At 61.5% G+C, this 23,934-nt stretch carries 24 protein-coding genes and 1 pseudogene; 14 read left to right on the forward strand and 11 right to left on the reverse strand.

Going from position 1 to position 23,934, the window contains the following annotated elements:
- Positions 1 to 41: 41 nt before the first annotated feature.
- Complete coding sequence (locus tag ACP7A2_RS11365; protein ID WP_426134273.1) at positions 42 to 944, forward strand: LysR family transcriptional regulator; 903 nt, start codon at positions 42 to 44, stop codon at positions 942 to 944.
- On the opposite strand, the gene ACP7A2_RS11370 is transcribed toward ACP7A2_RS11365, so the two are convergent.
- From ACP7A2_RS11370 to ACP7A2_RS11380, 3 genes are all read right to left on the reverse strand, one after another.
- Positions 936 to 1,694, reverse strand: coding sequence for a substrate-binding domain-containing protein (locus ACP7A2_RS11370; protein ID WP_426134274.1), 759 nt, complete (start codon positions 1,692 to 1,694; stop codon positions 936 to 938). The two genes, ACP7A2_RS11365 and ACP7A2_RS11370, sit on opposite strands and share 9 nt — an antisense overlap.
- Positions 1,694 to 2,998, reverse strand: coding sequence for an MFS transporter (locus ACP7A2_RS11375; protein ID WP_426134275.1), 1,305 nt, complete (start codon positions 2,996 to 2,998; stop codon positions 1,694 to 1,696). Before ACP7A2_RS11375 ends, ACP7A2_RS11370 begins: the two co-directional genes overlap by 1 nt.
- Before the next feature lie 305 nt (positions 2,999 to 3,303).
- Positions 3,304 to 3,696 carry a VOC family protein gene (locus tag ACP7A2_RS11380; protein ID WP_426134276.1) on the reverse strand — a complete coding sequence of 131 codons (393 nt, stop codon included), beginning with the start codon at positions 3,694 to 3,696 and terminating at the stop codon, positions 3,304 to 3,306.
- Positions 3,697 to 3,847: 151 nt separating this feature from the next.
- Here ACP7A2_RS11380 and ACP7A2_RS11385 point away from each other — a divergent pair, with 151 nt between their 5' ends.
- The 6 genes from ACP7A2_RS11385 (at position 3,848) to ACP7A2_RS11410 (ending at position 10,072) form a co-directional block, all read left to right on the forward strand.
- On the forward strand, positions 3,848 to 4,570 hold the full coding sequence (locus ACP7A2_RS11385; RefSeq protein ID WP_426134277.1) for a GntR family transcriptional regulator: 723 nt from the start codon (positions 3,848 to 3,850) through the stop codon (positions 4,568 to 4,570).
- The gene (locus tag ACP7A2_RS11390) at positions 4,567 to 5,355 is read left to right on the forward strand and encodes an SDR family oxidoreductase (RefSeq protein WP_375067826.1); all 789 of its coding nucleotides are present in this window, start codon (positions 4,567 to 4,569) and stop codon (positions 5,353 to 5,355) included. Before ACP7A2_RS11385 ends, ACP7A2_RS11390 begins: the two co-directional genes overlap by 4 nt.
- Before the next feature lie 65 nt (positions 5,356 to 5,420).
- Complete coding sequence (locus tag ACP7A2_RS11395; RefSeq protein WP_426134278.1) at positions 5,421 to 6,353, forward strand: 3-keto-5-aminohexanoate cleavage protein; 933 nt, start codon at positions 5,421 to 5,423, stop codon at positions 6,351 to 6,353.
- 63 nt (positions 6,354 to 6,416) lie between these two features.
- Complete coding sequence (locus ACP7A2_RS11400) at positions 6,417 to 7,295, forward strand: SMP-30/gluconolactonase/LRE family protein (protein ID WP_426134279.1); 879 nt, start codon at positions 6,417 to 6,419, stop codon at positions 7,293 to 7,295.
- Positions 7,296 to 7,368: 73 nt separating this feature from the next.
- Complete coding sequence (locus ACP7A2_RS11405; RefSeq protein ID WP_426134280.1) at positions 7,369 to 8,691, forward strand: MFS transporter; 1,323 nt, start codon at positions 7,369 to 7,371, stop codon at positions 8,689 to 8,691.
- A gap of 55 nt (positions 8,692 to 8,746) precedes the next feature.
- Entirely contained in the window at positions 8,747 to 10,072 is a 1,326-nt protein-coding gene (locus ACP7A2_RS11410) for an MFS transporter (RefSeq protein ID WP_426134281.1), read from the forward strand.
- Here ACP7A2_RS11410 and ACP7A2_RS11415 read toward each other — a convergent pair.
- Complete coding sequence (locus ACP7A2_RS11415; protein ID WP_426134282.1) at positions 10,027 to 10,203, reverse strand: hypothetical protein; 177 nt, start codon at positions 10,201 to 10,203, stop codon at positions 10,027 to 10,029. The genes ACP7A2_RS11410 and ACP7A2_RS11415 overlap by 46 nt on opposite strands.
- A 129-nt stretch (positions 10,204 to 10,332) precedes the next feature.
- Here ACP7A2_RS11415 and ACP7A2_RS11420 point away from each other — a divergent pair, with 129 nt between their 5' ends.
- Both ACP7A2_RS11420 and ACP7A2_RS11425 read left to right on the forward strand, forming a co-directional pair.
- Complete coding sequence (locus ACP7A2_RS11420) at positions 10,333 to 11,268, forward strand: LysR substrate-binding domain-containing protein (protein ID WP_426134283.1); 936 nt, start codon at positions 10,333 to 10,335, stop codon at positions 11,266 to 11,268.
- 146 nt (positions 11,269 to 11,414) lie between these two features.
- On the forward strand, positions 11,415 to 11,777 hold the full coding sequence (locus tag ACP7A2_RS11425; RefSeq protein WP_426134284.1) for a 5-carboxymethyl-2-hydroxymuconate Delta-isomerase: 363 nt from the start codon (positions 11,415 to 11,417) through the stop codon (positions 11,775 to 11,777).
- 3 nt (positions 11,778 to 11,780) lie between these two features.
- Here ACP7A2_RS11425 and ACP7A2_RS11430 read toward each other — a convergent pair whose 3' ends face one another.
- The 3 genes from ACP7A2_RS11430 to ACP7A2_RS11440 form a co-directional block, all read right to left on the reverse strand.
- On the reverse strand, positions 11,781 to 12,716 hold the full coding sequence (locus ACP7A2_RS11430; protein WP_426134285.1) for a LysR family transcriptional regulator: 936 nt from the start codon (positions 12,714 to 12,716) through the stop codon (positions 11,781 to 11,783).
- A 138-nt stretch (positions 12,717 to 12,854) separates the two neighbouring features.
- Complete coding sequence (locus ACP7A2_RS11435) at positions 12,855 to 14,042, reverse strand: cyanate transporter (RefSeq protein ID WP_426134286.1); 1,188 nt, start codon at positions 14,040 to 14,042, stop codon at positions 12,855 to 12,857.
- 116 nt (positions 14,043 to 14,158) lie between these two features.
- On the reverse strand, positions 14,159 to 15,784 hold the full coding sequence (locus ACP7A2_RS11440; protein WP_426134287.1) for a 5-guanidino-2-oxopentanoate decarboxylase: 1,626 nt from the start codon (positions 15,782 to 15,784) through the stop codon (positions 14,159 to 14,161).
- Between the two features lie 111 nt (positions 15,785 to 15,895).
- Between ACP7A2_RS11440 and ACP7A2_RS11445 the strand changes: the two genes are divergently transcribed.
- Entirely contained in the window at positions 15,896 to 16,765 is an 870-nt protein-coding gene (locus ACP7A2_RS11445) for a LysR substrate-binding domain-containing protein (RefSeq protein WP_426134288.1), read from the forward strand.
- A gap of 139 nt (positions 16,766 to 16,904) precedes the next feature.
- Here ACP7A2_RS11445 and ACP7A2_RS11450 read toward each other — a convergent pair whose 3' ends face one another.
- Positions 16,905 to 17,519 (reverse strand): NAD(P)-dependent oxidoreductase, encoded by a 615-nt coding sequence (locus ACP7A2_RS11450; RefSeq protein ID WP_426134289.1) that lies wholly within the window; start codon positions 17,517 to 17,519, stop codon positions 16,905 to 16,907.
- A 36-nt stretch (positions 17,520 to 17,555) separates the two neighbouring features.
- A complete protein-coding gene (locus ACP7A2_RS11455) occupies positions 17,556 to 18,422 on the reverse strand; it encodes an MBL fold metallo-hydrolase (RefSeq protein ID WP_426134290.1) in 867 nt (288 codons plus the stop codon).
- Between the two features lie 103 nt (positions 18,423 to 18,525).
- Between ACP7A2_RS11455 and ACP7A2_RS11460 the strand changes: the two genes are divergently transcribed.
- The gene (locus ACP7A2_RS11460) at positions 18,526 to 19,431 is read left to right on the forward strand and encodes a LysR family transcriptional regulator (protein WP_426134291.1); all 906 of its coding nucleotides are present in this window, start codon (positions 18,526 to 18,528) and stop codon (positions 19,429 to 19,431) included.
- A 145-nt stretch (positions 19,432 to 19,576) separates the two neighbouring features.
- Positions 19,577 to 19,756 (forward strand): hypothetical protein, encoded by a 180-nt coding sequence (locus ACP7A2_RS11465; RefSeq protein WP_375067809.1) that lies wholly within the window; start codon positions 19,577 to 19,579, stop codon positions 19,754 to 19,756.
- Here the strand turns inward: ACP7A2_RS11465 and ACP7A2_RS11470 are convergent.
- A complete protein-coding gene (locus ACP7A2_RS11470) occupies positions 19,749 to 20,636 on the reverse strand; it encodes a helix-turn-helix domain-containing protein (protein ID WP_375067808.1) in 888 nt (295 codons plus the stop codon). The genes ACP7A2_RS11465 and ACP7A2_RS11470 overlap by 8 nt on opposite strands.
- A gap of 189 nt (positions 20,637 to 20,825) precedes the next feature.
- Between ACP7A2_RS11470 and pobA the strand changes: the two genes are divergently transcribed.
- Both pobA and ACP7A2_RS11480 read left to right on the forward strand, forming a co-directional pair.
- Positions 20,826 to 22,010 carry a 4-hydroxybenzoate 3-monooxygenase gene (pobA, locus tag ACP7A2_RS11475; protein ID WP_426134297.1) on the forward strand — a complete coding sequence of 395 codons (1,185 nt, stop codon included), beginning with the start codon at positions 20,826 to 20,828 and terminating at the stop codon, positions 22,008 to 22,010.
- 74 nt (positions 22,011 to 22,084) lie between these two features.
- Entirely contained in the window at positions 22,085 to 23,602 is a 1,518-nt protein-coding gene (locus tag ACP7A2_RS11480) for an MDR family MFS transporter (protein WP_426134292.1), read from the forward strand.
- A 124-nt stretch (positions 23,603 to 23,726) separates the two neighbouring features.
- Here the strand turns inward: ACP7A2_RS11480 and ACP7A2_RS11485 are convergent.
- A pseudogene (locus ACP7A2_RS11485) lies at positions 23,727 to 23,934 on the reverse strand (hypothetical protein); the annotation flags it as partial.

Genomic DNA, 23,934 nt, shown 5'->3' on the forward strand with positions numbered 1-23,934 from the left:
GACGATAATGCCCCCCACATCGACCACCCTGGCCAACCCTCGTGATCATCAACTTCGACCTCAACGACCTCCAGGCCTTTCGCGCCGTGGTAGACAAGGGCAGTTTTCGCGGCGCCGCCGAGGCCATCCGCATCTCGCAGCCGGCCCTCAGCCGGCGTATCGAAAAGCTTGAATCGGCCCTCGACGTGAAGCTGTTCGAACGCACCACCCGGCGGGTCAGCCTGACCATGGTCGGGCGCGCGTTTCTGCCGCAGGTCGAGCGGATGCTCGATGACCTCGACGTCGCCTTGATGGGCATCAGTAACGTGGCGTCCACGCGCATGGGCAATGTGACCATCGCCTGCGTGCCGTCCACCGCGTACTACTTCATGCCCCACGTGATCTCCGAATTCCACAAGCTGTACCCGAAAATTCGCCTGCGCGTGCTGGATGCCAGTGCCGGTGAAGTGTGCAATGCGGTGGAAAGTGGCGAGGCGGATTTCGGCGTGAGTTTCAGCGGCAGCCTGGCCGATGAAGTGGAGTTCGAGTTGCTGTTGCAGGAACGCTACGTGCTGGCCTGTCGCCGGGATCATCCGCTGGCCGAGCGCGAGAGCGTGACCTGGGCCGAGGCCTATGAGCACGACTACATCACCGTGGACAAAACCTCCGGCAACCGTTTCCTGCTGGACCAGGCGTTGCGTGGCGTGCGGGTGAAAAAACCGAGCATTTGCGAGACGCACCACGTGACCACCATGATCGGGTTGGTGGAGGCGGGCCTGGGCGTGGCGATGGTGCCGTCGATTGCGATGCCGGCCGGCACGCACCCGATTCTGGTGAGTGTGCCGCTGGTGGAGCCGCAGGTGATGCGCAACGTGGGCTTGATAAAACGCCGCGGGCGGACACTGCCGCCAGCGGCGCTGGAGTTGGAGCGGTTAGTGCGCGAGACGCCGTTTCGGTCAGTGTGACACCGAGTCCAGGCCGGTGGATTGCACCACCGGTTGCGCCTCGGGCGAAGCCAGGAACTGCAGCAGCGCCCTGGCCTGGGCCGGGTGTTCGGCGTTAACCGGTATACCCGCCGCAAAGCGCGTCACCGACTGCACGTCTTCGGGGATTTTGCCGACATAGGTCACGCCCGGCACCGGCAGCAATTCTGCGACCTGTTGCAAGCCCACCTCGTAATCACCCTTGGCGACCACCGAGGCCACCGGGATGCGTTCGATCATGTTGCCCTTGGCCGGCATGCCGAGTTTCTTGAACAGCTCTTTCTCGACATACACACCGCTGGCGCTGTCCGAATACGCCACGGATTTGGCCTTTTGCAGCACGGCTTTCAATTCGGCGTCAGTGCCGATCGCAGGTTTCGCCGCGCCGTCCTTTACCACCAAGCCGATTCGCGAATCCGCCAGCTCCACACGCGAGGCCTTGTCGACCTTGCCCTGTTTGATCAAGTCATCCAGGGCGTAGCCGACCATAATCACCACGTCGGCGTGTTCGCCACGGGCGAGGCGGTTGGGAATTGCTTCCGGCGCCTTGCCCATCGACGGGCCGAGGAGGGTGTCCAGGGTGTCGCCGCTTTTCTCGGTGTACTGCGGGCCGAGCAATTTATACGCAGCGGTGAAGCCGCCGGACGTCATGACCTTGAGCTCTTCAGCCTGGGCCGTCAGCGCGAGGGCGCCGAGGGCGAGCGCCGTCAGGGTGTTGATCAGCGGCTTCATCACACGGCCCCCTGAATCACCTGGCCACGGGTTTTCGCATTGCGATACAGCGCCAGGGTCGAGCAAAAGGCGCACAGCGCGGCGAACATCATCCAGTAGGCCGGCGAGGCCTTGTCTTCGGTGATGTGAATGAACCAGGTGGAGATCGCCGGGGTGAACCCGCCGAAGATCGCCGTTGCCAGGCTGTAGGCCAGGGAGAAGCCCGCCACGCGCACTTCCACCGGCATGATTTCGGTCAGGGCCGGAATCATCGCGCCGTTGTACATGCCATAAAGGAAGGAGAACCACAGCAAGGTTTCCAGCATGTGGCCGAAGCTCGGCGCGTTGACCACAAACGACAGCGCCGGGTAGGCGGTGATTACCGTCAAGGCAGTCATGGCGATCAGCATCGGCTTGCGGCCGAAACGGTCACTCAAGGTGCCGCCGATCGGCAGCCACACAAAGTTCGACACGGCCACCAGCAAGGTCACCAGCAGGGCGTCCGAAGTACTCAGTTGCAACACGGTTTTGCCGAAGGTCGGCGCGTACACGGTGATCAGGTAAAACGCGGTGGTGGTCATCGCCACCATCATCATGCCGCCAATCACCACGGTCCAGTTCTTCACCAGCGTGGCCAGCACTTCACGCATGGTCGGGCGATGTGTGCGGTTGGCAAACTCTTCGGTTTCCTGCAGGTTGCGACGCAGCAGGAAAATGAACGGGATGATCACGCAACCGACGGCAAACGGAATGCGCCAGCCCCAATCGGCAACCACGGCCGGTTCCATCCATACGTTCAGGCCGTAACCCAGTGCAGCGGCGACCACGATGGAGATCTGTTGGCTGCCCGATTGCCAGCTGGTGTAGAAACCTTTGCGGCCCGGGGTGGCCATTTCAGCCAGGTAAACCGACACACCGCCCAGTTCCGCACCGGCCGAGAAGCCTTGCAGCAGGCGGCCCAGCAGCACCAGCGCCGGCGCCCACAGGCCAATGGTGTGATAACCCGGAACGAGCACGATCAGCAGCGTGCCGCTGGCCATGATCGACAGCGTCACGATCAGCCCTTTGCGACGGCCGACGTCATCGATGTAGGCACCCAGAATAATTGCGCCCAGCGGGCGCATCAGGAAGCCGGCACCGAAGACGGCGAAGGTCATCATTAATGACGCAAATTCGTTGGCGGCGGGGAAGAACGCGGCAGCGATATAGGTGGCGTAGAAACCGAACAGAAAGAAGTCGAACTGTTCGAGGAAGTTACCCGAAGTAACGCGGAAAACCGCACCAACTTTCGAGCGGGCAGAGGCGGGCCGGGAAGGGCTTGTCATGGTTTTGTGTCTCCAGCGTTCTTTTTAAAGTGCTTGTTTCGCTTAAGACCGCCGATAGTGGCTGACACATTTAGAAATGATAAGTGAGTAATTTGGATCTATTGATGCACGCAGGCTATCAATACAGAGCGGCGTCAGAAACCCTGTGGGTGGGCGTGTGACAAATTCATACGAATGGGAGGTGGAAGTGGCTGAAGAACAGCAGCGCCACGATCAGCCGGACGGCCACTAAAACCCTGATTTCCCGGAAGTAAGCGGTAAAAAATGTGGGAGCTGGCAAGCCAGCTCCCACATTGGAACAGTGTTCAAGCCTGAATCGGCGTGCACAACTCCACTAACGTCCCATCCGGGCAACGCACATAAGACACCACTTGCCCCCACGGCTTGGTGCTCGGCGCCGACAGCTCTAGTGCGCCCTGTTCAAGCGCCCTGGCATGCGCCGAAGGCACATCGTCAGTCACAAACCCCACCTCCATTCCCAGCGGCTGCCGAGAGGTGTGCGCCTGCACATGCCCGCCCTTGAAATTCATCTCACCCAATTCATGCGCGGCAAATGAAAGGGTCGTATTGCCGGTTTCCAGTTCGCCATACGTGCCTGATTCATGCAGAAAACGACGACTGAAGCCAAAGGCCCTTTCGAAGAATGCCAGCGACGCCGCAACGTCCGGCACGTAGAGGATGGTGTAGGCAAATTTCATGAGTGAGCGCTCCTTGCGTTGATTAATGCGCCATTAGAGTCAGCGCACATCCACTCGTCAATCGAGCTTAAATCGACTCAGGAAGCTATTTGACATATTTGATTTGTGATCACATATTGAGGCCATAAGAACGACAACACAGGTTTGACTCATGACAGATGGTCCGCTCCTCCTGCCCACCCTGCGTCAGGTGTCCCGCGATACCTTGCAAGACCAGGTCTATCGCCAGATCCGCGAAGCTCTCATGAGTGGCCGTTTCCAGCCTGGCCAAAAACTCACCATCCGCGGCCTCGCCGAAGCGCTGGGCTCCAGCCCCATGCCGGTGCGCGAAGCCTTGCAACGCCTCAGCGCCGAAAATGCCTTTGAAGTCACCGAAACCTCGCGTCTGCGGGTACGCCTGATGACGGTAGAGCGTCTGCGTGAAATTCGTGATGCGCGGGTGGCCCTTGAAGGCTTGCTCGCGGAAAAGGCGGTGCTGCTTCTGCAAAAGACCGACCTCGATGAAATCACCGACCTGTGCCGGCAAATGCAGCACGCTGCCGATGAAGTCGACGTGTCCCGCTACCTGTGGACCAACTTCGCCTTTCACCGGCGCATCTACGCCGTGGCCCAGGCCGACTTGACAATGGCCGCCGTGGAAAACTTCTGGCTGCACATGGGCCCGTGTTTTGCCCTGGTCGCCCCCGATAAAGCTCACTTGCAACGCTCGATGGAGGCGCATACGCGCATCGTCGAAGCCCTGGCTTCCCGTGATGGCGCCGGCGCTCGCGCAGCGGTGACCGATGACATCATGCAGGCCGCCGATTCCCTGGCGCGCCTGCTCGTCAAGAACGACCGTTCGCGGTCGTCTGCTTCAGGAGGTAAACGTGCATGAGTGTCCTACAGCGGCTGCAGCCCTATCCTGGGTTACGTGTGTTGATTTCCGGCGGGGCTGCCGGCATTGGTGAAGTGTTGGCGGCGGCGTACCTGGAGGCCGGCGCGCAGGTGCATGTGTGTGATGTGAGCGAGCCGGCCCTGGCGGCGTTTCGCGACAAATACCCGGGCAGTGTCGCCACCCGCGCCGACGTCAGTGACGCCGCGCAGATCGAGGCGGTGTTCAAGGTTCAGCGCGAGCATTTCGGTGGCCTTGATGTGTTGGTCAACAACGCCGGAATCGCCGGGCCTACCGGCGGAATCGATGCGATCAACGACGCCGAATGGCAAGCCACCATCAACATCAATCTCACGGCGCAATACCGCTTTGCCCACCACGCCGTGCCGATGCTCAAGGAATCGTCCCACGGCCATTTGCTGCATATCGCCTCGGTGGCGGGGCGCTTGGGCTACGCGTGGCGCACGCCCTATGCGGCGACCAAATGGGCAATCGTCGGCCTGATGAAATCCCTGGCCTCGGAGTTGGGCGAGAGCGACATCCGCGTCAACGCCTTGCTGCCGGGCATCGTTGAAGGCCCGCGCATGGACGGCGTGATCCGCGCCCGCGCCGAACAGGTCGGCGTGCCCGAAGCCGAGATGCGTCAGGAATACCTCAACAAGATTTCCCTCAAGCGCATGGTCACCGCCGAAGACGTGGCTGCCATGGCCTTGTTTCTCTGTTCCCCTGCCGCGCGCAACGTGACCGGCCAGGCGATCAGCGTCGACGGCAACGTCGAGTACCTGTAACTCACGGAAGAACACATCGCTGCACCCGGGATTTTTTTCATAAGAATAAAAGTCGGAGTCTCGTCATGTCCAAAAATCGTCCTGTCATCATTACCTGCGCCGTTACCGGTGCCATTCATACGCCGTCAATGTCGCCGTATTTGCCGATTACCGCGCAGGAAATTGCCGACGCCGCCATCGGCGCCGCCGAAGCGGGCGCTGCGATTGTCCACCTGCATGCCCGTGACCCGATTGACGGCCGCCCCAGCCAGGACCCGGCGTTGTTCGCCGAATTCCTGCCGCAGATAAAGGCCGCCAGCGACGTGGTGATCAACATCACCACCGGCGGCGCACCGACCATGGGCGTTGAAGAACGCCTGCAACCGGTGATGCACTTCAAGCCGGAACTGGCCTCGCTGAACATGGGCTCGATGAACTTCGGCCTGTACGAAATGCTCAACCGCTTTACCGAGTTCAAGCACGACTGGGAGCGGCCTTACCTGGAAGAAAGTGACGACCGGATCTTCCGCAATACCTTCCGCGACATCACCCACATCCTGAATTCCTGCGCCGAGAACCGCACCCGGTTTGAAATCGAGTGCTACGACATCGGCCACCTTTACACCGCTGCCCACTTTCTGGAACGCGGCCTGCTCAAGCCACCGCTGTTTATCCAGTCGGTGTTCGGCCTGCGCGGCGGCATCGGCGGGCACCCGGAAGACCTGGCGCACATGCGTCGCACCGCCGACCGGCTGTTTGGCGACGACTACGTGTGGTCGATCCTCGGGGCCGGGCGTGGGCAAATTCCGCTGGCAACCATGGGCCTGGCCATGGGCAGCAATGCGCGGGTGGGGCTGGAGGATTCGCTGTGGGACGGCCCGGGTAAATTGGCCGCCTCGAATGCTGACCAGGTTCGCCGCATTCGCCTGGTGATCGAGGCGCTGGGCCTGAACGTCGCCACACCGGATGAGGCGCGGGAAATTCTCGGGCTCAAGGGGCGTGACCAGGTCAATTTTTAACAGCGCTGGGCCGCGCAGCGTCGTGGCCTGGAATCCCGCACAACAACAATAAGGGGATCACTCATGCGTATCGAAGTGCTAGTGGACGTCAAGACCACCCTGGGCGAAGGCCCGGTGTGGGACGTCGAACAACAACGGCTGTACTGGATCGACAGCGCCGACGGCCGCATCCTGCGCTGCACCGATGACGGCCGCGAACTGCGCGCCTGGGACGTGGGCCAGAAAATCGGCTCCATGGCCCTGCGCCGCGATGGCGAGTCGGCCATCGTCGCCCTGCAAAACGGCGTGCACAGCCTCGACCTCAAAAGCGGCGAGCTCACTCGGGTGATCGACCCGGAACCGCACCTGCCCGACAACCGCCTCAACGACGGCAAAGTCGACCGCCAGGGCCGTTTTGTGTTCGGCTCCATGGACACCCTGGAGGACAGCGCCAGCGCCAAACTCTACCGCCTCGACGCCGACCTGAGCCTGCACACGCTGGACGACGGCATCATCGTCTCCAACGGGCCGTGCTGGAGCCCGTCGGGCGAGACCTTGTACTTTTGCGACACCTGGTCCGGCGAGATCTGGGCCTACGACTACGACCTCGCCACTGGCAATGTGAGTCACCGCCGCACCTTCGCCAAGGTCGACACCGCCGGTGGTGGCGCCGCCGACGGCTGCACCGTGGATGCCGAAGGCTGCCTGTGGCAAGCGTTGGTTTATGCCGGAAAACTGGTGCGCTACACCCCTGATGGCCAGGTCGATCGCATCATCCAGATGCCAGTGAAAAAGGTCACCAGCCTGACCTTTGGCGGGCCGAACCTGGACACCCTGTTTGTGACCTCCATGGCCAAGCCACCCTTGCCGCGGTTCCCGTCCGACGGCCAGCAGCGTGGCGCACTTTTCGCCATTACCGGGTTGGGCGTGCAAGGAATAGCCGAGCGACGATTCGCCAGCTAGCGCGTTTTTTAACACAGGCACATTCCTTCGCAACCTAGCGTCAGTGCGCGCCCTCGCGCGCCTGGAGAAGCCCATGGCAACTATTAAAAAAGCGTCGCTGCGCAGCATTCACCGGCATTCCTGGGTGTCGCTGCTCGTCTGTTGGATGATCTGGATTCTAAACGCCTACGACCGCGAGATCGTATTGCGCCTGGGGCCGACCATCTCCAAGCATTTCGATTTATCCGCCGATCAATGGGGCACCGTTGCCACAGTGGTCATGCTCGCGCTGGCCTTGCTGGATATCCCGGGCTCGATGTGGAGCGACCGCTACGGCGGTGGCTGGAAACGTGCGCGTTTTCAAGTGCCGCTGGTGCTGGGTTACACGGCCATCTCGTTTCTCTCCGGCTTTAAAGCCCTCAGCGGTAACCTCGCGACCTTTATCGCCTTGCGCGTCGGCGTCAACCTGGGCGCGGGCTGGGGGGAACCGGTGGGCGTGAGCAACACCGCTGAATGGTGGCCGGTTGAACGGCGCGGTTTTGCCTTGGGCGCGCATCACACCGGTTACCCGATCGGCGCCATGCTCAGCGGCATCGTTGCAAGCTTTGTCATCACCGTGTTTGGCGAAGACAACTGGCGTTACGTGTTCTTCTTCGCCTTTGTGGTGGCGCTGCCGCTGATGATTTTCTGGGCGCGTTACTCCACGGCCGAGCGCATCACCGCGCTGTATGTCGACATCGCCGCCAAAGGCATGACGCCGCCGAATAACGCCCCCGCCAGCCAAGTGAAAGGTGAAGCCTGGCGCACCTTTGTCGCCACCTTGCGCAACCGCAATATCGCCCTGACGGCGGGCAATACCCTGCTCACCCAAGTGGTGTACATGGGCGTCAACATCGTGTTGCCGGCCTACCTCTACAACATTGTCGGGCTGTCGCTGGCGGAGTCGGCGGGGATGAGCGTGGTGTTCACCCTCACCGGCATTCTCGGGCAACTGGTGTGGCCGTCGCTGTCGGACATCATCGGGCGGCGCACCACCCTGATCATCTGCGGGCTGTGGATGGCGGCAAGTGTCGGCGCGTTCTACTTCGCCAACACCCTGACCCTGATCATCGTTGTGCAACTGCTGTTCGGCCTGGTCGCCAACGCGGTGTGGCCGATCTACTACGCGGTGGCCTGCGATTCGGCCGAGCCGTCGGCGACCTCCACGGCCAACGGCATCATCACCACCGCGATGTTTATCGGTGGCGGCCTGGCGCCGGTGCTGATGGGCAGCCTAATCGCCTCCGGCGGCGGCTGGACCACCTTGCACGGCTACACCGTGTGTTTCTTCGTGATGGCCGGCTGCGCTCTGGGCGGCGCGCTGCTGCAACTGTTTTCCCATCGCCCGCCGGCGCTGGCTGTGCAACTCCAACCCTAAAACAATAGCGATGCGCCCCTCAGCTCGGCTGGCGGGGCGCCAAGAGGAACTGCCGATGAACACTGCCAACACGGTTCGCGAACCGCAGGCGCTGAATAAAGTGATGTTTGCCAGGCTCATGCCCTTGCTGATCATCGCCTACGTTCTGAGTTTTCTGGATCGCACCAACATTGCCCTGGCCAAGCATCACCTGGACGTTGACCTGGGCATTTCCGCCGCCGCTTACGGGCTGGGCGCCGGGCTGTTTTTCCTGACCTATGCGCTGTCGGAAATTCCCAGCAACCTGATCATGCACAAGGTCGGCGCGCGCTTCTGGATCGCCCGCATCATGGTGACGTGGGGTTTGATCTCGGCGGCCATGGCCTTTGTGCAAGGCGAAACCTCTTTTTACGTGTTGCGGCTGCTGCTGGGGATTGCCGAAGCCGGCCTGTTTCCCGGGGTGATGCTGTACCTGACCTACTGGTTCAACCGCGAACAACGGGCGCGCGCTACCGGCTATTTCCTGCTCGGCGTGTGTTTTGCCAACATCATCGGCGGCCCGGTGGGCGCGGCGTTGATGCGCATGGACGGCATCCTGGGCTGGCACGGCTGGCAGTGGATGTTCCTGCTCGAAGGCTTGCCGGCGGTGGCCTTCGCCTGGGTGGTCTGGCGCAAGTTGCCGGACCGCCCGAGCAAGGCGCCGTGGCTGTCGGCTGAAGAAGCACGCGGAATCGAACAGCGCATTGCCCAGGAAACCGAAGAGGGCGCAGGCGAGGGCGGGCACTCGCTAAAAAACTGGCTGACCCCGCAAATCCTGCTGGCGATCTTCGTGTACTTTTGCCATCAAATCACCGTCTACACCGTGATTTTTTTCCTGCCGAGCATCATCAGTAAATACGGTGAGCTGAGCACCATGAGCGTCGGCCTGCTGACCTCATTGCCATGGATCGCGGCGGCACTCGGCGCGGTGTGGCTGCCGCGTTTTGCGAACACGCCGGGGCGCGCTCGCTGGCTGTTGGTCAGCGGCTTGTTGACCATGGCGTTGGGCCTGGGCATTGCGTCGGTGTCGGGGCCAGTGTTCAGCCTGTTGGGCTTTTGCCTGTCGGCGGTGATGTTCTTTGTGGTGCAGTCGATCGTATTTCTGTACCCGGCTTCGCGCCTCAAGGGCGTGGCGCTGGCGGGCGGGCTGGGCTTCGTCAACGCCTGCGGGTTGTTGGGCGGGTTTGTCGGGCCGTCGGTGATGGGCGCGATTGAAATGAGCACCGGCAGTGCCACAAATGGCTTGAAAGTCATCGCTGTGGTGTTGGTGGTGGCCGCGCTGGCCGCGTTGCGTCTGCGTCAGGGCCAGGAGGTGTCTCACACCAGCAAGGCGGTGGGGAACCCGGAAGCCAGCACCAGATAAGCCATCACCGCCGCCAGGCATAAACCGACAAACACGCGCAGCAGTGTCCTGGCGGTGGGGTTGGCAATAAATTTGATGGCCCAGAGCAACACCCCACAGAGCAGGGCGCATAAGGCGAAAATGACCAGCACAAGGGTGTTCCTGTGACCTTGAAGAGCTGATTTATAGTCCCAAAGCCCCCGGATGAACAGTGCGCGCATAGACGCAGCCCCGCGGGCTTTCTAAACTGCGGCTTGTCTTGGGCAGAGGGGCAGGCGCCGATGAATCGTAACGAACTACGCAAGGCCGACATCAACTTGATGGTGGTCTTCGAAGCACTGATGCTTGAGCGCAACGTCACGCGGGTGGCGGAGAAGCTGTTTCTCGGCCAGCCCACCATCAGCTCGGCCCTCAACCGTTTGCGCACGTTGTTCAACGACCCGCTGTTTATTCGCGTCGGCCATCGCATGGAACCGACCGCGCGCGCCGAAGAGATCATCCAGCACCTGTCGCCAGCCCTGGACTCACTCTCGTCGGCCCTGAGCCTGACCCACGATTTCGACCCGTCCATCAGCACCATGACCTTCCGCATCGGCCTGTCCGATGACGTTGAGTTCGGCCTGCTGCCGCCGTTACTGCGGGCCTTGCGCCAGGAAGCGCCAAAGGTGGTGTTTGTGGTGCAGCACGTGGATTACTGGCGCATCCCGGACCTGTTGGCGTCCGGCGATATCACCGTCGGCATCACCCAGACTCGCGGCTTGCCGGCGAATGCCAAGCGCAAACTGTTGCGGCATATCCGCCCGTGCCTGTTGCGCGCCGATGCCTCGGACACGCCGCTGACCCTCGACGAATACTGCGCGCGGCCCCATGTGCTGGTGTCCCACACCGCCAACGTATCGGGGTTTGCCGATGAATGGCTGGCAGAAGTAGGCCGCAAGCGCCACGTGGTGTTGTCGGTGCCGCAGTACAGCGCGTTGCCGGCGTTGCTCGCCGGCACCGATATGATCGCCAGCCTGCCGGACTACACCGCCCACGCCATGGCCGCCGGTGGCAACCTGTTCTGCGAGCCGTTCCCGTTCGAAACCCCGACCCTGGACTTGTCCATGGTCTGGCTCAGCCACGTCGACACAGACCCTGCGGAGCGCTGGATGCGCTCGCGGCTGGAAGCCTTCATGAGTGACCGCGATTTGCTGCCGGTGACGGTGCCAAAGTCCTGAGATAACACCTTCGCAAAGCTCCACCGATTCGCCCATCACCTGCCCTGCTGCGTGGCCTGACCGAAGTTTCACATTGAAAGCGGTCGGGCCCGGTTCGGTCGCGTGCTATACGTATTACTCTTTCCTACAACCATTCGGAGCTTTTCATGCCGCACCTGCACCTGGAATACACAGCCAACCTGCCAGGCATGGCCGTTGAGAAAACCCTGTTGCGCCTCAACAACGTGCTGATGGTGTCCGGGCAGTTCGGTGCCGAGTTCGATATCAAAAGCCGCGCCGTGAAGGTGGAGAGCTTTCAGGTGGGCACTTCCCTCAACCCCCGCGGCTTTGTTGCGGTGAAACTGTCGTTGCTCAGCGGGCGGTCGCCGCAGGTCAAGAAGCAGTTATCGGAAAGCCTGTTGGCGGCGTTGCAGGATCTGGGCGAGTGGCCGGCGGACGTGCAGGTTCAGCTCAGCGTTCAGGTAGTCGATATGGACCGCGACTCCTACAGCAAAGTCGCCATCGGCTGAGGCTTACAACAAGCCCTGATCTGCGCACACCTTCACCACCTGCTCGCGAAACCAGGTATTGGCGCCGTCCTGCTCACCGGTTTCCTTCCACTGCATATCCAGCGTGAACCCCGGCAACCCGTTGGGGGGCTCGCAATGGCCGAAGGCAGGCGCGGGCGCCAGCAGTTTTTGCACGCGGCGCGGCAGGGTGACGACGAAGTCGGTGCCGGCGATCATCTTCAACGCTGCGCTGTAGCTGTTGGCGCGGGCGATGACTTGGCGCTTGTGTGCCTGGCGCGCGAGCCAGCCGTCAATCATGTTGGTGCCGGACGTCCACGGCGTGGGGAACACGTGGCGCCGCTCGACAAAGGATTGCAGGCTGAGCGCCGGCTCTCTTGGCGCCGAGCGCTTGTCGAACACGCAGACCAAATCGTCTTCCAGCAGCATCTGGGTCTTGAAGTCCTTGTGGGCGCGGTGAAAGTGCGGGCCGAAGCAAATCACCAGGTCGAGGCGGCCTTCGCGCAGGTCTTCGGCGGGGATATCGGTTTCCAGCTTCTGCACATTGACGATCACCGGCAGGTCGGCGCGATCGAAATGCTTCAGCAGGCGCGGCAGGATTAACTGTTCGAAATATTCCGGTGCACACACATTGAACGTGACCGCCTTTTGCGTCGGGTCGAAGGCCTGCCCACCGGCGTGACACAGGTTGATGCTCTCGAGAATCTTCTGCACATGGTCATACATGGTGCTGGCTTTGTACGTCGGGCGCATGCCCGCCCGCGTGTTGATAAACAGCTCGTCTTCAAAGCTGGTGCGCAGCTTCTTCAAGCTGTAACTCACGGTGGACTGGCTGACGAACAGCGTTTCAGACACCTCGGTAACGCTGCGCTGGTCATAGACGGCTATAAACACCATCAAGTCCTGCATATCGAGCTTTCTGAGCGAATTACTGTTTAGCATCCGTTCCGTCCGTAAATCCCTTTGTACCAAGCGCGGTACAAGACTTTGCAAAAGCTTAACGGAACGGTCGTGCCAATAGAATGCTCTGTAGGGCGTTTCTATGTTTGGTGTGGGACAAATAGTGTTGGCAACACGACGTTAGCGGATGTGTCGGGCGTAATGTTTTGGATTGAAGCGCGTGACGATCAGCAGCATCACTGCGACTACCGCCGTGAGCGACCACCAGGCCCATTCGAAACTGCCCAAATGATCGCGAATCATCCCGGCAACAAGTGGCGAGAGGCCAGCAATCAGGTAGCCGATACCTTGCACAAATGCGGTCAAGCCGCCAGCGCGACGCGGGTTGTCCACGTGGTCGAGAGACAGGATCAGGCTCATTGGAAACAGGCCGCCGATACCGAGGCCCAGCAAACAGGGCCACAGCAGGCTCAGGTGTTGGGGGCTCAAAATCAAGCCGCAGAAACCCAAGATAATCAGCACCAGCAACACGGCGACTACGCCGCGTTTATCCTTGCGACGGTTAGCGATGGCGGGTGTTATCAGCCCCGACACCACTTCCATTGCCGTCAAAAAGCCCAGCAGCAACCCGGCGTCCTGCTCGCTCCAGCCTTGCTCCACGTAGTAGGGTGCCAGCCACGCCAGCACACAGGTGTAAGACGCGGTGCCAAGGCCGAAAAAGATCGCCAGCAGCCAGGCGCGGCGATTGCCGAAAAACGATTCCTGCGGGCCGGCGGCGGCTTGTGGCAACGGCGGCAATACTGAACGCTGCGCGTACCAGACCACCAGGGCCAATGCCGCCAGCACCGCCCAGATCGCCAGCCCGACGCGCCAACTGCCGGTGTGCACTTGCACGAAAGGGGACAACGACGCTGCCAGCGCCGCACCGCCCATGATGGCGGTGACGTACACGCCCATAAACAGCGAAACGTTGGCACTGAACCGCGATTTGATCAGCGCTGGCAGCACCGCCTGGATCATCGCGATGCCCACACCGGCCACGACGGCGCTGACGATCAATGCCAGGGCTGAATCCAGAAACACCCGCGACAACGTTGCCGCACCAATCACCACCAGCGACAGCACAATGCTGCGATGCTCGCCCACGCGCTTGGCCAGGCCCATGCCAAAGAACATCGCCAACCCCATGGCCATGACCGGCAACATGGTCAGCAAGGCGGCGCTGCTGAAACTCAGCGCTACCTCGCCACGAATCGACGACAACAGCGGGCCAACCGCCGCCATCGACGGGCGCAGGTTAAGGGCGACCAGTACGACGCTGATCATTAGCCAAACGGCGGTGGTGGGTTTTGCGTGAAGGGTTTGCATGGTCGTGCCTTGAGTGAACAAGCGCGGATCAGGCCATGGGCGGGGGCGGTGGGGCAAATCAGAAAGTCGCAGGGGCTATTTAAAAAATGCGGGCCGCTGATCGTTCAACATTGCGCTCACACCGCCCTCTCTTTCATCCAGAGCCCTTGGTTGATTTCAATCAGCGTCGGCCCCTGGCGATCAGCGGCGGCGTGCAATGCAGTGCGTAATTGCGCGATGCCCTGAATGCTTTCGGCGGCGCAGCCGAGTGCCTTGGCCACGCCGATAAAGTCCGGGGTGTAGATGTCCACGCCGACCGGTTCGATGGCGCGGTTGACCATGTATTTTTTGATTTCTTCGTAGCCCTGGTTATTCCACAGCAACACGATGACCGGCACACGTGCCTCCACAGCGCTGGCCAGTTCCGGCAGGGTGAATTGCAACCCGCCGTCGCCGATCAGGCACACCACCGGTTGCCCGTCGCCACGCCCCAGCCACGCGCCGATGGCAGCGGGCAAGGCGTAACCCAGGGTGCCGTAGCCGGTGGACGAGTTGAACCAGCGGCGAGGGTGGTCGAGGTTCAGGGTCAGGTTGCCGCTGTAAACCGGTTGGGTGGAGTCGCCCACCAGCACGGCGCCGGGCAATTCCTCCAGGAGGGTGTTGAGGAACAGGGTTTGCGCGCGGGTCGCGGCGTCCCAGGTCGGCGTCAATTCGGCCCACAGCCTTGCGACGCGCTCGGCGCCCCAGTGTGGGTCGCGCGCTGGCAACGGCGTGCCTGTCAGCGCGTTCAGCAGGGCTTCTGCGGCGATCTGTGCATCAGCCACCAGCGCCACGTGTGGCGGGTAATTGCGCACGGTCTGGTCGGGGTCGATGTCGATGCGCAGCAGGGCGCCGGGGATCTCGAAGCCACCGGCGAAGGTCACGTCGTAGTCGGTTTCCGCCAGCTCCGTGCCGATGGCCAGCACCACATCGGCTTCGGCGACCAGGGCACGGGTGGCAATCAGGGTTTGAGTCGAACCGATCAGCAGCGGGTGGGCGCAGGGCAGCATGCCCTTGGCATTGATGGTCAGCGCGACCGGCGCGCCGAGGGTTTCGGCGAGGCGGGTCAACGCAGGCGCGGCATCGATTGCGCCACCACCGGCCAAAATCAACGGGCGTTTTGCCGCCGCCAGCAACTGGCTCATCTGCTTGACCGCCGCCGGAGCTGCACCTGCTCGCGCCACGCTGACCGGCTGGCTGTCGAGCAGTGCGTCGGCGTTTTCCACCAGTACATCCAGCGGGATCTCGATGTGCACCGGGCGCGGTCGTCCTGCCTGAAACACGGCGAACGCCCGCGCCAATACGCCCGGCAATTCAGCCGCCGACATCAAGGTGTGGGAGAACGCCGCCACGCCCGCGATCATCGCGCCCTGGTTTGGCAGCTCGTGCAACTTGCCGCGACCGCCGCCCAATTGGCTGCGTGATTGCACGCTGGAAATCACCAGCATCGGGATCGAGTCTGCATAGGCCTGGCCCATGGCGGTGGTGATATTGGTCATGCCGGGGCCGGTGATGATGAAACACACCCCTGGCTTGCCGCTGGTGCGCGCATAGCCGTCGGCCATAAACCCCGCGCCCTGTTCGTGTCGCGGGGTGACGTGGCGGATGCCGGAGCGGGCCAGGCCGCGATACAGCTCCACGGTGTGCACGCCGGGGATGCCGAACACCTGGTCCACGCCGTAGCGTTCCAGAAGGTTGACCAATACTTCGCCGCAGGTCGCCATGAGAGGTCGCTCTTGTTATCGATAAGAGGCGGTATTGGACCGGCTTGCCCGTGGCGCCAACAATCGATAAAAAGTCATACTAGCCATGTCCTCACGTCATGGCTGAACCCGATGAAACGCCTTCCTCCGTTGCCCGCGTTGCACACCTTCTGGGTCACCGCCCAGTGCTGCAATTTCACCCGCGCGGCCGAGCAACTGCATATCACCCAGGGTGCGGTGAGCCGGCAGATCGCCGGGCTGGAAAGCCATTTGGGTTACGCGTTGTTTCAGCGCCAGGCACGCGGTTTGAGCCTGACCGAAGAGGGCCGTGAATGGTCACTGCGCGCGCAGCAGGTGTTTGGCCTGATCGGCGATGCTGTGGAACAGATCGGCAGCCGCCGCGAAACCCTGCAGCTCAAGGCCTCCACCTGTGTCATGCGCTGGTTGCTGCCACGGTTGATGCAATGGCAAAAGGAGCGCCCGGACGTGCCGGTGGAACTGACCACCACCATGGCCTACACCGTGGACTTTCGTCGCGAGCAATTCGATGCGGCGGTGATCTACGCGCCCATCGGCGAGCAGTCCGCCGAGGCACGGCACCTGTTTGATGAGCAACTCACACCCGTCTGCGCGCCGGGGCTGCTCAGTGGTTTGCACACGCCTGCAGATTTGCAGACACACGTGCTGCTGCACCCCACGCGGGATGAACGCGATTGGGCGTTATGGCTAAAAGTGGCGAAGACGCAACTGAGCAATCTGGGGCAGGGGCATCATTTTGAAACGCTGGACCTGGCGATGACCGTGGCGTCGCAAGGCAATGGGGTGGCAATTGGCGACAGTGCGCTGATTGGCGAGGACTTGAAGGCGGGCAGGTTGGCGACCCCGTTTGAACTGCGGGTGCCGACGGGGATGGGCTATTACCTGGTGCATCCGCCGGGGGCGCGGCCTTCGGCCGGGCTTGAAGAATTGATGACCTGGTTGGTCAGCCAGGTACAACCCTGACAATGTGGCTGGAGCGGGGGTGTGGGAGCTGGCTTGCCTGCGATGCAGGCACCTCGGTGTATGAGTTACACCGTGGTGATGCTATCGCAGGCAAGCCAGCTCCCACATAAGTCCCCTTACACAGGGTTGACCGGTTGTGTCAGTAGCCGACGGTGAAGCGTTGGCGGGAGTGCTTCGGTGTTTCCACTTCATCGATCAACGCAATCGCAAAATCAGCAAAGCTGATCCAGCTACGGCCTTCAGCACTCACCAGCAACTCATCCCGGCCCAGGCGGAATTTACCGGTGCGTTCGGTCTCGACAAACTCTGCCGACGGCGACAGAAAGGTCCAATCCAGAACCTTCTCCTGACGCAGCGTATCGAGAAATTCCGCACCCGCACTGGCTTCAGTCTTGTATTCCGCCGGGAAGCCCGGGCTGTCGATGACACGGCTGCCATCCGGCAGCAACAACGAACCGGCACCGCCCACCACCAGCAGGCGTTTCACCCCGGCCTTTGTCACCGGGCCGATGACCGCGTTGGCAGGCAAGGTAGCAAAGTGCGCCGCACTGATCACCACATCGCTGCCGCTGACGGCTTGTTGCAAGGCCTCGGCATCCAGCGCATCGACTTGTTTGACGGTGACGCCAGGGCGCGCAGCCAGTGTGTCGGTATTACGCGCGATGGCGGTAACGCTATGCCCACGACGCAGCGCTTCTTCCAGCAGTTGGCTACCGGCACGGCCGGTGGCACCAATGATTGCGATCTTGCTCATGTCGTTCTCCAGTCAGGTCAGGGGTTCAAAAACCTTTCACCACTTCATTTCGCCCTTGGCGACTTTGGCACCCAATTCCAGGCTGCTCTCGTCGGCGAGGTTCGGGTAACGTTTTTTCATGGCTGCGATCAGGGCGGCGGAATCCTTGGCCTTGGCGGTCTCTTCGTCGAACGCCTTGATGTAGCTCGCAGTAAACGCCACCGATTGCACGGTCGGTGCGCCCAGGTAATGGCCCGGAATTACGCTGCGCGGTTTCAGGCCTTCAATGCGGTTGAGGGTGGCCAACCAATCGGCATGGGACTTCGGCGTTTGGGTGTCGGCCATCCACACATGAATGTTTTGCGCGACGACCACGCCGCCGACCACTGCCTTGATCGACGGGATCCACACGAAGGTGCGGTCGGGCTGCGCGCCGTCGAGGCCGATGATTTCCAGTTTTTTGCCTTCGAGGGTCAGGCTGTGACCTTCGAGCACACTCGGAACGATGACTTTCGCGGGTTTGTCGGCGTCCATTTTCGGGCCCCAGAACGCGAGTTTTTGCTCAACGGTGGCCTTGATGTGATCCACCACCGGCTGTGGTGCGACCACCTTGGCGTCGGGGAACGCGGCGGCCAGGGTGTCGAGGCCGAAGTAGTAATCCGGGTCGCCATGGCTGATGTAAATCGTGGTGAGGTGCTTGCCGCTGGCGCGAATCTTCTGCACAAGCTGCTCGGCCTGGCCTTTACCGAATTGCGCGTCCACCAGGATCGCGTCTTTTGCGCCGCTGACCAGTACCGAGGTTACGGGGAACACGGCGGCTTCGCCTGGGTTGTAGACGTCCAGCGTCAGGTCGGCAGCCGCCGCATGGGCGGCGAAGGCCAGAGCGGCCATCGCGGTGGCAAGCCGTTTAAGGGTCGAGGTCATGTGCAGCTCCAGCAGGGGTAAGTAGTGCACAGAGCTTAGTTGCACTAAACGTCACAAAAAATGCCATGCTTGAACATAGTTTGTTTCTAAAACCGGGCAAATCATGGACCGTCTTCAAGCAATGCGTGTTTTTGTCAGCGTCGTGGACCTGGGCAGCCAGTCCGCCGCCGCCGATCATCTGGACCTGTCGCGGCCGGTGGTGTCGCGTTACCTGGCCGAACTTGAGGACTGGGTAGGCGCGCGCCTGATGCACCGCACCACGCGCAAGCTCAGCCTTACCGCTGCTGGCAGTGAGATGCTGCCGCGTTGCCGGCAAATGCTCGAGTTGTGCACTGACATGCAGGCTGCCGTCACCGAGCCGGATGAAGCCCCGCGCGGCCAGGTTCGCCTGAGTGTGAGCAGTTCGTTCGGCCAGGCGCAGTTAGCCGATGCGGTGGCCGAGTACGTCAAGCTCAACCCGCTGGTCAGTATCGATATGCAGATGCTCGACCGCACCGTGAACCTGGTGGATGAGCGCATCGACCTGGCCATCCGCACCAGTTTCGAGCTGGACCCCAACCTGATCGCACGCAAGCTCACGTTGTGCCGCTCGGTGATCTGCGCGTCGCCGGCGTACCTGCGCGAGCACCCGCAACCCCGACACGTGCACGAGTTGGCAGAGCACAATTGCCTGACGCACTCCTACTTCGGCAAAAGCCTGTGGCATTTCACCGAGAACGGCGAGCCGACGTCGGTGGCGGTGCAGGGCAATATCACCGCCAACGAGGCGACGACCTTGCTGCGGGTGACGCTGGCGGGAGCGGGGGTGGCGCGGCTCCCCAGTTATCAGGCCGGGGACTATATCCGCAGCGGCGAATTGATCCGTTTGCTGCCCCAGGCTGAGCCGCAGCAAATGAATGTCTACGCCGTGTACGCCTCGCGCAAGCACATGCCGTTGGCGCTGCGCAGCCTGCTGGATTTCCTGGTGCTCAGGTTTCCGGAAGAACCGGCGTGGGACATCGGCCTTTGAGATTTGAGTCCTTGAAACCCAGCCCTTGAACGGGCTGTCTTTAAAACCGACATAAATGTGTTGAATGGCGTCCAATAATGGCAACTCGCCCTGAGTGACCTATGCTTTAAACAGGCCCGTCAAGGTCTGTTCGGAGGTCGCTGCCATGACTCTAAAAATTAGAAAGTACCTGATGATTTTCACCCTGTGCGCCCTGGCGACAGCGGTGTACGGGACTGCCGCCTATCGCGTTGAACAAACGCGCATGCAACCGGCAGCCTTTGCAATCAGCTGCCATCAAGACCAATGCATACCGCGTACCGGCAGTTTCAGCGCGCTCAGGTAACCGACTGTTCCGCTTTCAACTGCTCGCGAAAGGCTTTGGGTGAGAACCCGACCCGTCGGCGGAACAGCCGTGAGAAATTCGTCGGGTCGGAAAACCCCAGCACTTCCGACATCTCATTGATGGTCATGCTGGTGTAGGTCAGCAGGCGCTTGGCTTCCAGCAACTGGCGGTCATGCATGATCTGCAGCGCGGGCTGGCCGCCCAATTCCCGACATGTCCCATTCAGGTGTGAGACCGAGATGCCCAGCTTGTGGGCCAAATCTTCAATTTTTGGGTGCTCGCGGTAATGCTGCTCGACCAACTGGGTAAACCGCCGGAAATATTCCCGGCCCCGTGGCGCGCGCGGGTGGCGACGCTGGATCGCCTGACGGCTGATCCACACCAGCAGCACGCTGACCAGCGCGTGCATCATCATGTCTCGCGCCGGTTGTTCATCCGCGTATTCGTCCTGCAGGCGGGCGAACTGCGCGTTGAGGTAGTCACTGTCCGTGCCAGCCGGGTAGTTGCCCAGGGACTGCAAACCGTCAAGCGCTGCGCCGAGTTGCGCCTGCAAATGGCTGACCAGCGGCGCCGCCAGGGTCACCACGTAGCCTTCAACGTCCTCGGAAAACCGAAAACCGTGCACGCATAACGGCGGCAGCACCTGCAAGGTGGCTTCATTGAGCGTGGTGCGCTGGCCTTCAATCTCCAGTTGCGCATGGCCTTTGTGCACGTACAACAACTGGCACAGATCCGCGTGCCGGTGGGGCTGAATTTCCCACTGGTACTCCCGACTCCGTCGGGAGATGGTCTCGCAGTGCAGCAAATCCGGAGTCGGCCAATGCTGGCTCTCCCCGTATAGCTTGAACACCGGAATCGCGGAACTGGCAGTTTTGGTCATGGTTTCAATCCGATACTCAGGATAGTGGTTCGGTAATCGCCCCGATTGGCGAAAAGCGCAGGCTTTGTCTCAGTTTTCACCTTCTTATGCCGGCCACTCAAGTGAAAAATGCCAGCAACTAGTTCCAATGATAACTCTTTCACCAAATCCGTTCGGTGAAGCTTGCGGGCGATAAAAATAATGAAAACGCTGAAAACCCAAGTCGCCATCATCGGCGCCGGTCCTTCGGGATTGCTGCTCGGCCAATTGCTGCATAACGCCGGCATCCAGACCCTGATCGTTGAGCGCCAACGCGCCGATTACGTGGCGGGCCGCATTCGAGCCGGGGTGCTCGAGCAAGGCATGGTCGACCTGTTGCGCGAGGCGGGCGTCAGCACGCGCATGGATGCCGAAGGCCTGGTGCACAGCGGTTTTGAACTGGCGCTGAACGGCCAGCTCACCCCGATCGACCTGAAAGCGCTGACCGGCGGCCAGTCGGTGATGGTCTACGGCCAGACCGAAGTTACCCGCGACCTGATGGCCGCACGGGAAGCGGCGGGCGCTACTACGTTGTATGAAGTGTGCAATGTGCAGCCCCACGGCATGAAAACCGACCAGCCCTGGCTGACCTTCGAGCATCAGGGCGAACGCGTTCGGCTGGAGTGCGACTACATTGCCGGTTGCGACGGTTTCCACGGTGTGGCGCGCCAGTCGATCCCGGCTGAGTCCTTAAAGGTGTTTGAGCGGGTTTACCCGTTCGGCTGGCTCGGCCTCCTCGCGGACACGCCGCCGGTGCACGCCGAACTGGTGTACGCCAAGCACCCGCGCGGTTTTGCTCTGTGCAGCATGCGTTCGCCGACCCGCAGCCGCTATTACCTGCAAGTGCCGGTGGAAGAGCCGCTGGATGACTGGTCGGACGCGCGTTTCTGGGACGAACTGAAAACCCGACTGCCGCTGGAGCTGGCCGAGAAGCTGGTCACCGGCCCGTCGATCGAGAAAAGCATCGCGCCGCTGCGCAGTTTCGTTGTGGAGCCGATGCAGTACGGGCGCCTGTTTCTGCTGGGCGACGCGGCGCACATCGTGCCGCCCACCGGCGCCAAGGGCCTGAACCTGGCGGCCAGTGACGTGAGCACGCTGTATCGGATCCTGCTCAAGGTGTACCGCGAAGGGCGCGTGGACCTGTTGGAAAAGTACTCTGCTATCTGCCTGCGCCGTGTGTGGAAGGCCGAGCGGTTTTCCTGGTGGATGACCTCGATGCTGCACGAGTTTCCCGAGGCGGATGGTTTCAGCCAGCGCATTGCCGAGAGCGAGCTGGCGTATTTCATCAGCTCTGAAGCTGGTCGCAAGACCATCGCAGAAAATTACGTCGGGCTTCCTTACGAGGCTATCGAATAGCCTGCTATCGAGTAAGATGTTGAGCATTCCCGCGGGCTTTTTCGCTCTCGCGGGCCCTGCTCGAAGGTTCTGCCGTGACTCACCTGAATCAGCCCACTCAACCTGTTCCCGCCATACGCAGTGTGCTTGTCGCGCTGATGCTGGCGATCTTTCTTGGCGCCCTCGACCAGACCATCGTCGCGGTGTCGATGCCGGCCATTTCTGCGCAGTTCCACGACGTCAACCTGCTGGCCTGGGTGATCGCCGGTTACATGGTGGCGATGACGGTGGCGGTGCCGATCTACGGCAAGCTCGGCGACCTGTATGGGCGGCGCCCGATGATGCTGATCGGCATGGGCCTGTTTACCGTGGCCTCACTGTTTTGCGGCATGGCGCAAAGCATGGAGCAGTTGGTGCTGGCGCGGATCCTCCAGGGCATCGGTGCCGGCGGGATGATCTCGGTAAGCCAGGCGATCATCGGCGACATCATCCCGCCCCGTGAACGCGGGCGTTATCAGGGCTATTTCAGCAGCATGTACGCAGTGGCCAGCGTGGCCGGGCCGGTGTTGGGCGGTTACATGACCGAGTACCTGTCGTGGCGCTGGGTGTTCCTGATCAACCTGCCGCTGGGCGTGGGCGCCTGGTACGTGGCCCATCGCACGCTGGTGGGGCTGCCGGTGCCGCAGCGCAAGCCGATCATCGATTACCTTGGCACGTTGCTGATGATCATCGGTTTGACCGCATTGCTGCTGGGCATTACCGAGATTGGCCAGGGGCATCACTGGCGTGATCAACAGGTGCTGGGGCTGCTGGCCTGTGCGCTGGTGGCGTTGAGTGTATTTGTGTGGCACGAACGCCGTGCGCCGGAGCCTTTGCTGCCGATGCATTTATTTGCCAACCGCAGCGCGGTGCTGTGTTGGTGCACGATTTTCTTTACCAGTTTTCAGGCGATTTCGCTGACGGTGTTGATGCCGTTGCGGTATCAGACGGTGACGGGTTCTGGCGCTGACAGTGCGGCGTTGCATTTGCTGCCGTTGGCGTTTGGGCTGCCGGTGGGGGCTTATTGCGCGGGGCGCATGACGTCGGTGACGGGGCGGTATAAGCCGATGATTCTGGGTGGGGCATTGTTGAGTCCGTTTGCGATTTTGGGCATGGCGTTCAGCGCGCCTCAGGATGTGGGGATGACGGCGGTGTTTATGCTGTTGTGCGGGATTGCGGCGGGGATGCAGTTTCCTACTTCATTGGTTGGGACGCAGAATTCGGTGGAGCAGCGGGATATCGGGGTGGCCACCAGCACCACTAATTTGTTTCGTTCGCTGGGTGGGGCGGTGGGGGTGGCTTCGATGTCGGCGTTGTTGTTGGCGTTGTTGCAGGATTCGAGTTTTGCGCATTTGGCGAGTGGGGCGTTGGCGGGTGAGGGGAGTTCCGGGAATGTGTTGCTGGATGGGTTGAATGCGGCGCCGGGGCTGGCGCAGGATGCGTTGCGTGGGGAGTTGGCGGTGACGTTTCGGCATTTGTTGATGGTGAGTGCGGGGGTGTCGTTGTTGGGGTTGGCGGCGGCTGTTGCGATGCCGGATCGGGTGTTGCGGGGGCGGGAGGATAGGGTGCGGTAGGGGGCTTGGTTGTGTACATATCCGTTGCTGCGGTAACGGCTGAAGTTGGTTCCGCTCTTACAGCGGGTCACTTTTGGCAAACGCCCGGAAGCCTGCGTGCGGCCATCGTGGTTAACGGGGCGCCTCAGATCAAAATCAAAAGCAAGAGCACGGCGGCCTGGTAGCCGACCTGAATGGTTGGATCAAAGGCGCTGTTTTTTCTAGAGCAGATTGCGTTCTCCCAGACCAAATGGAGAACCACCTGTGGGAGCGGGCTTGCTCGCGAATGCGGTGTATCAGCCACCAAATCCATCAACAGACCCACCGCCTTCGCGAGCAAGCCCGCTCCCACA

This window comes from Pseudomonas sp. PWP3-1b2, assembly GCF_049896045.1.
GTDB classification, from domain to species: Bacteria; Pseudomonadota; Gammaproteobacteria; order Pseudomonadales; family Pseudomonadaceae; genus Aquipseudomonas; species Aquipseudomonas antarctica_B.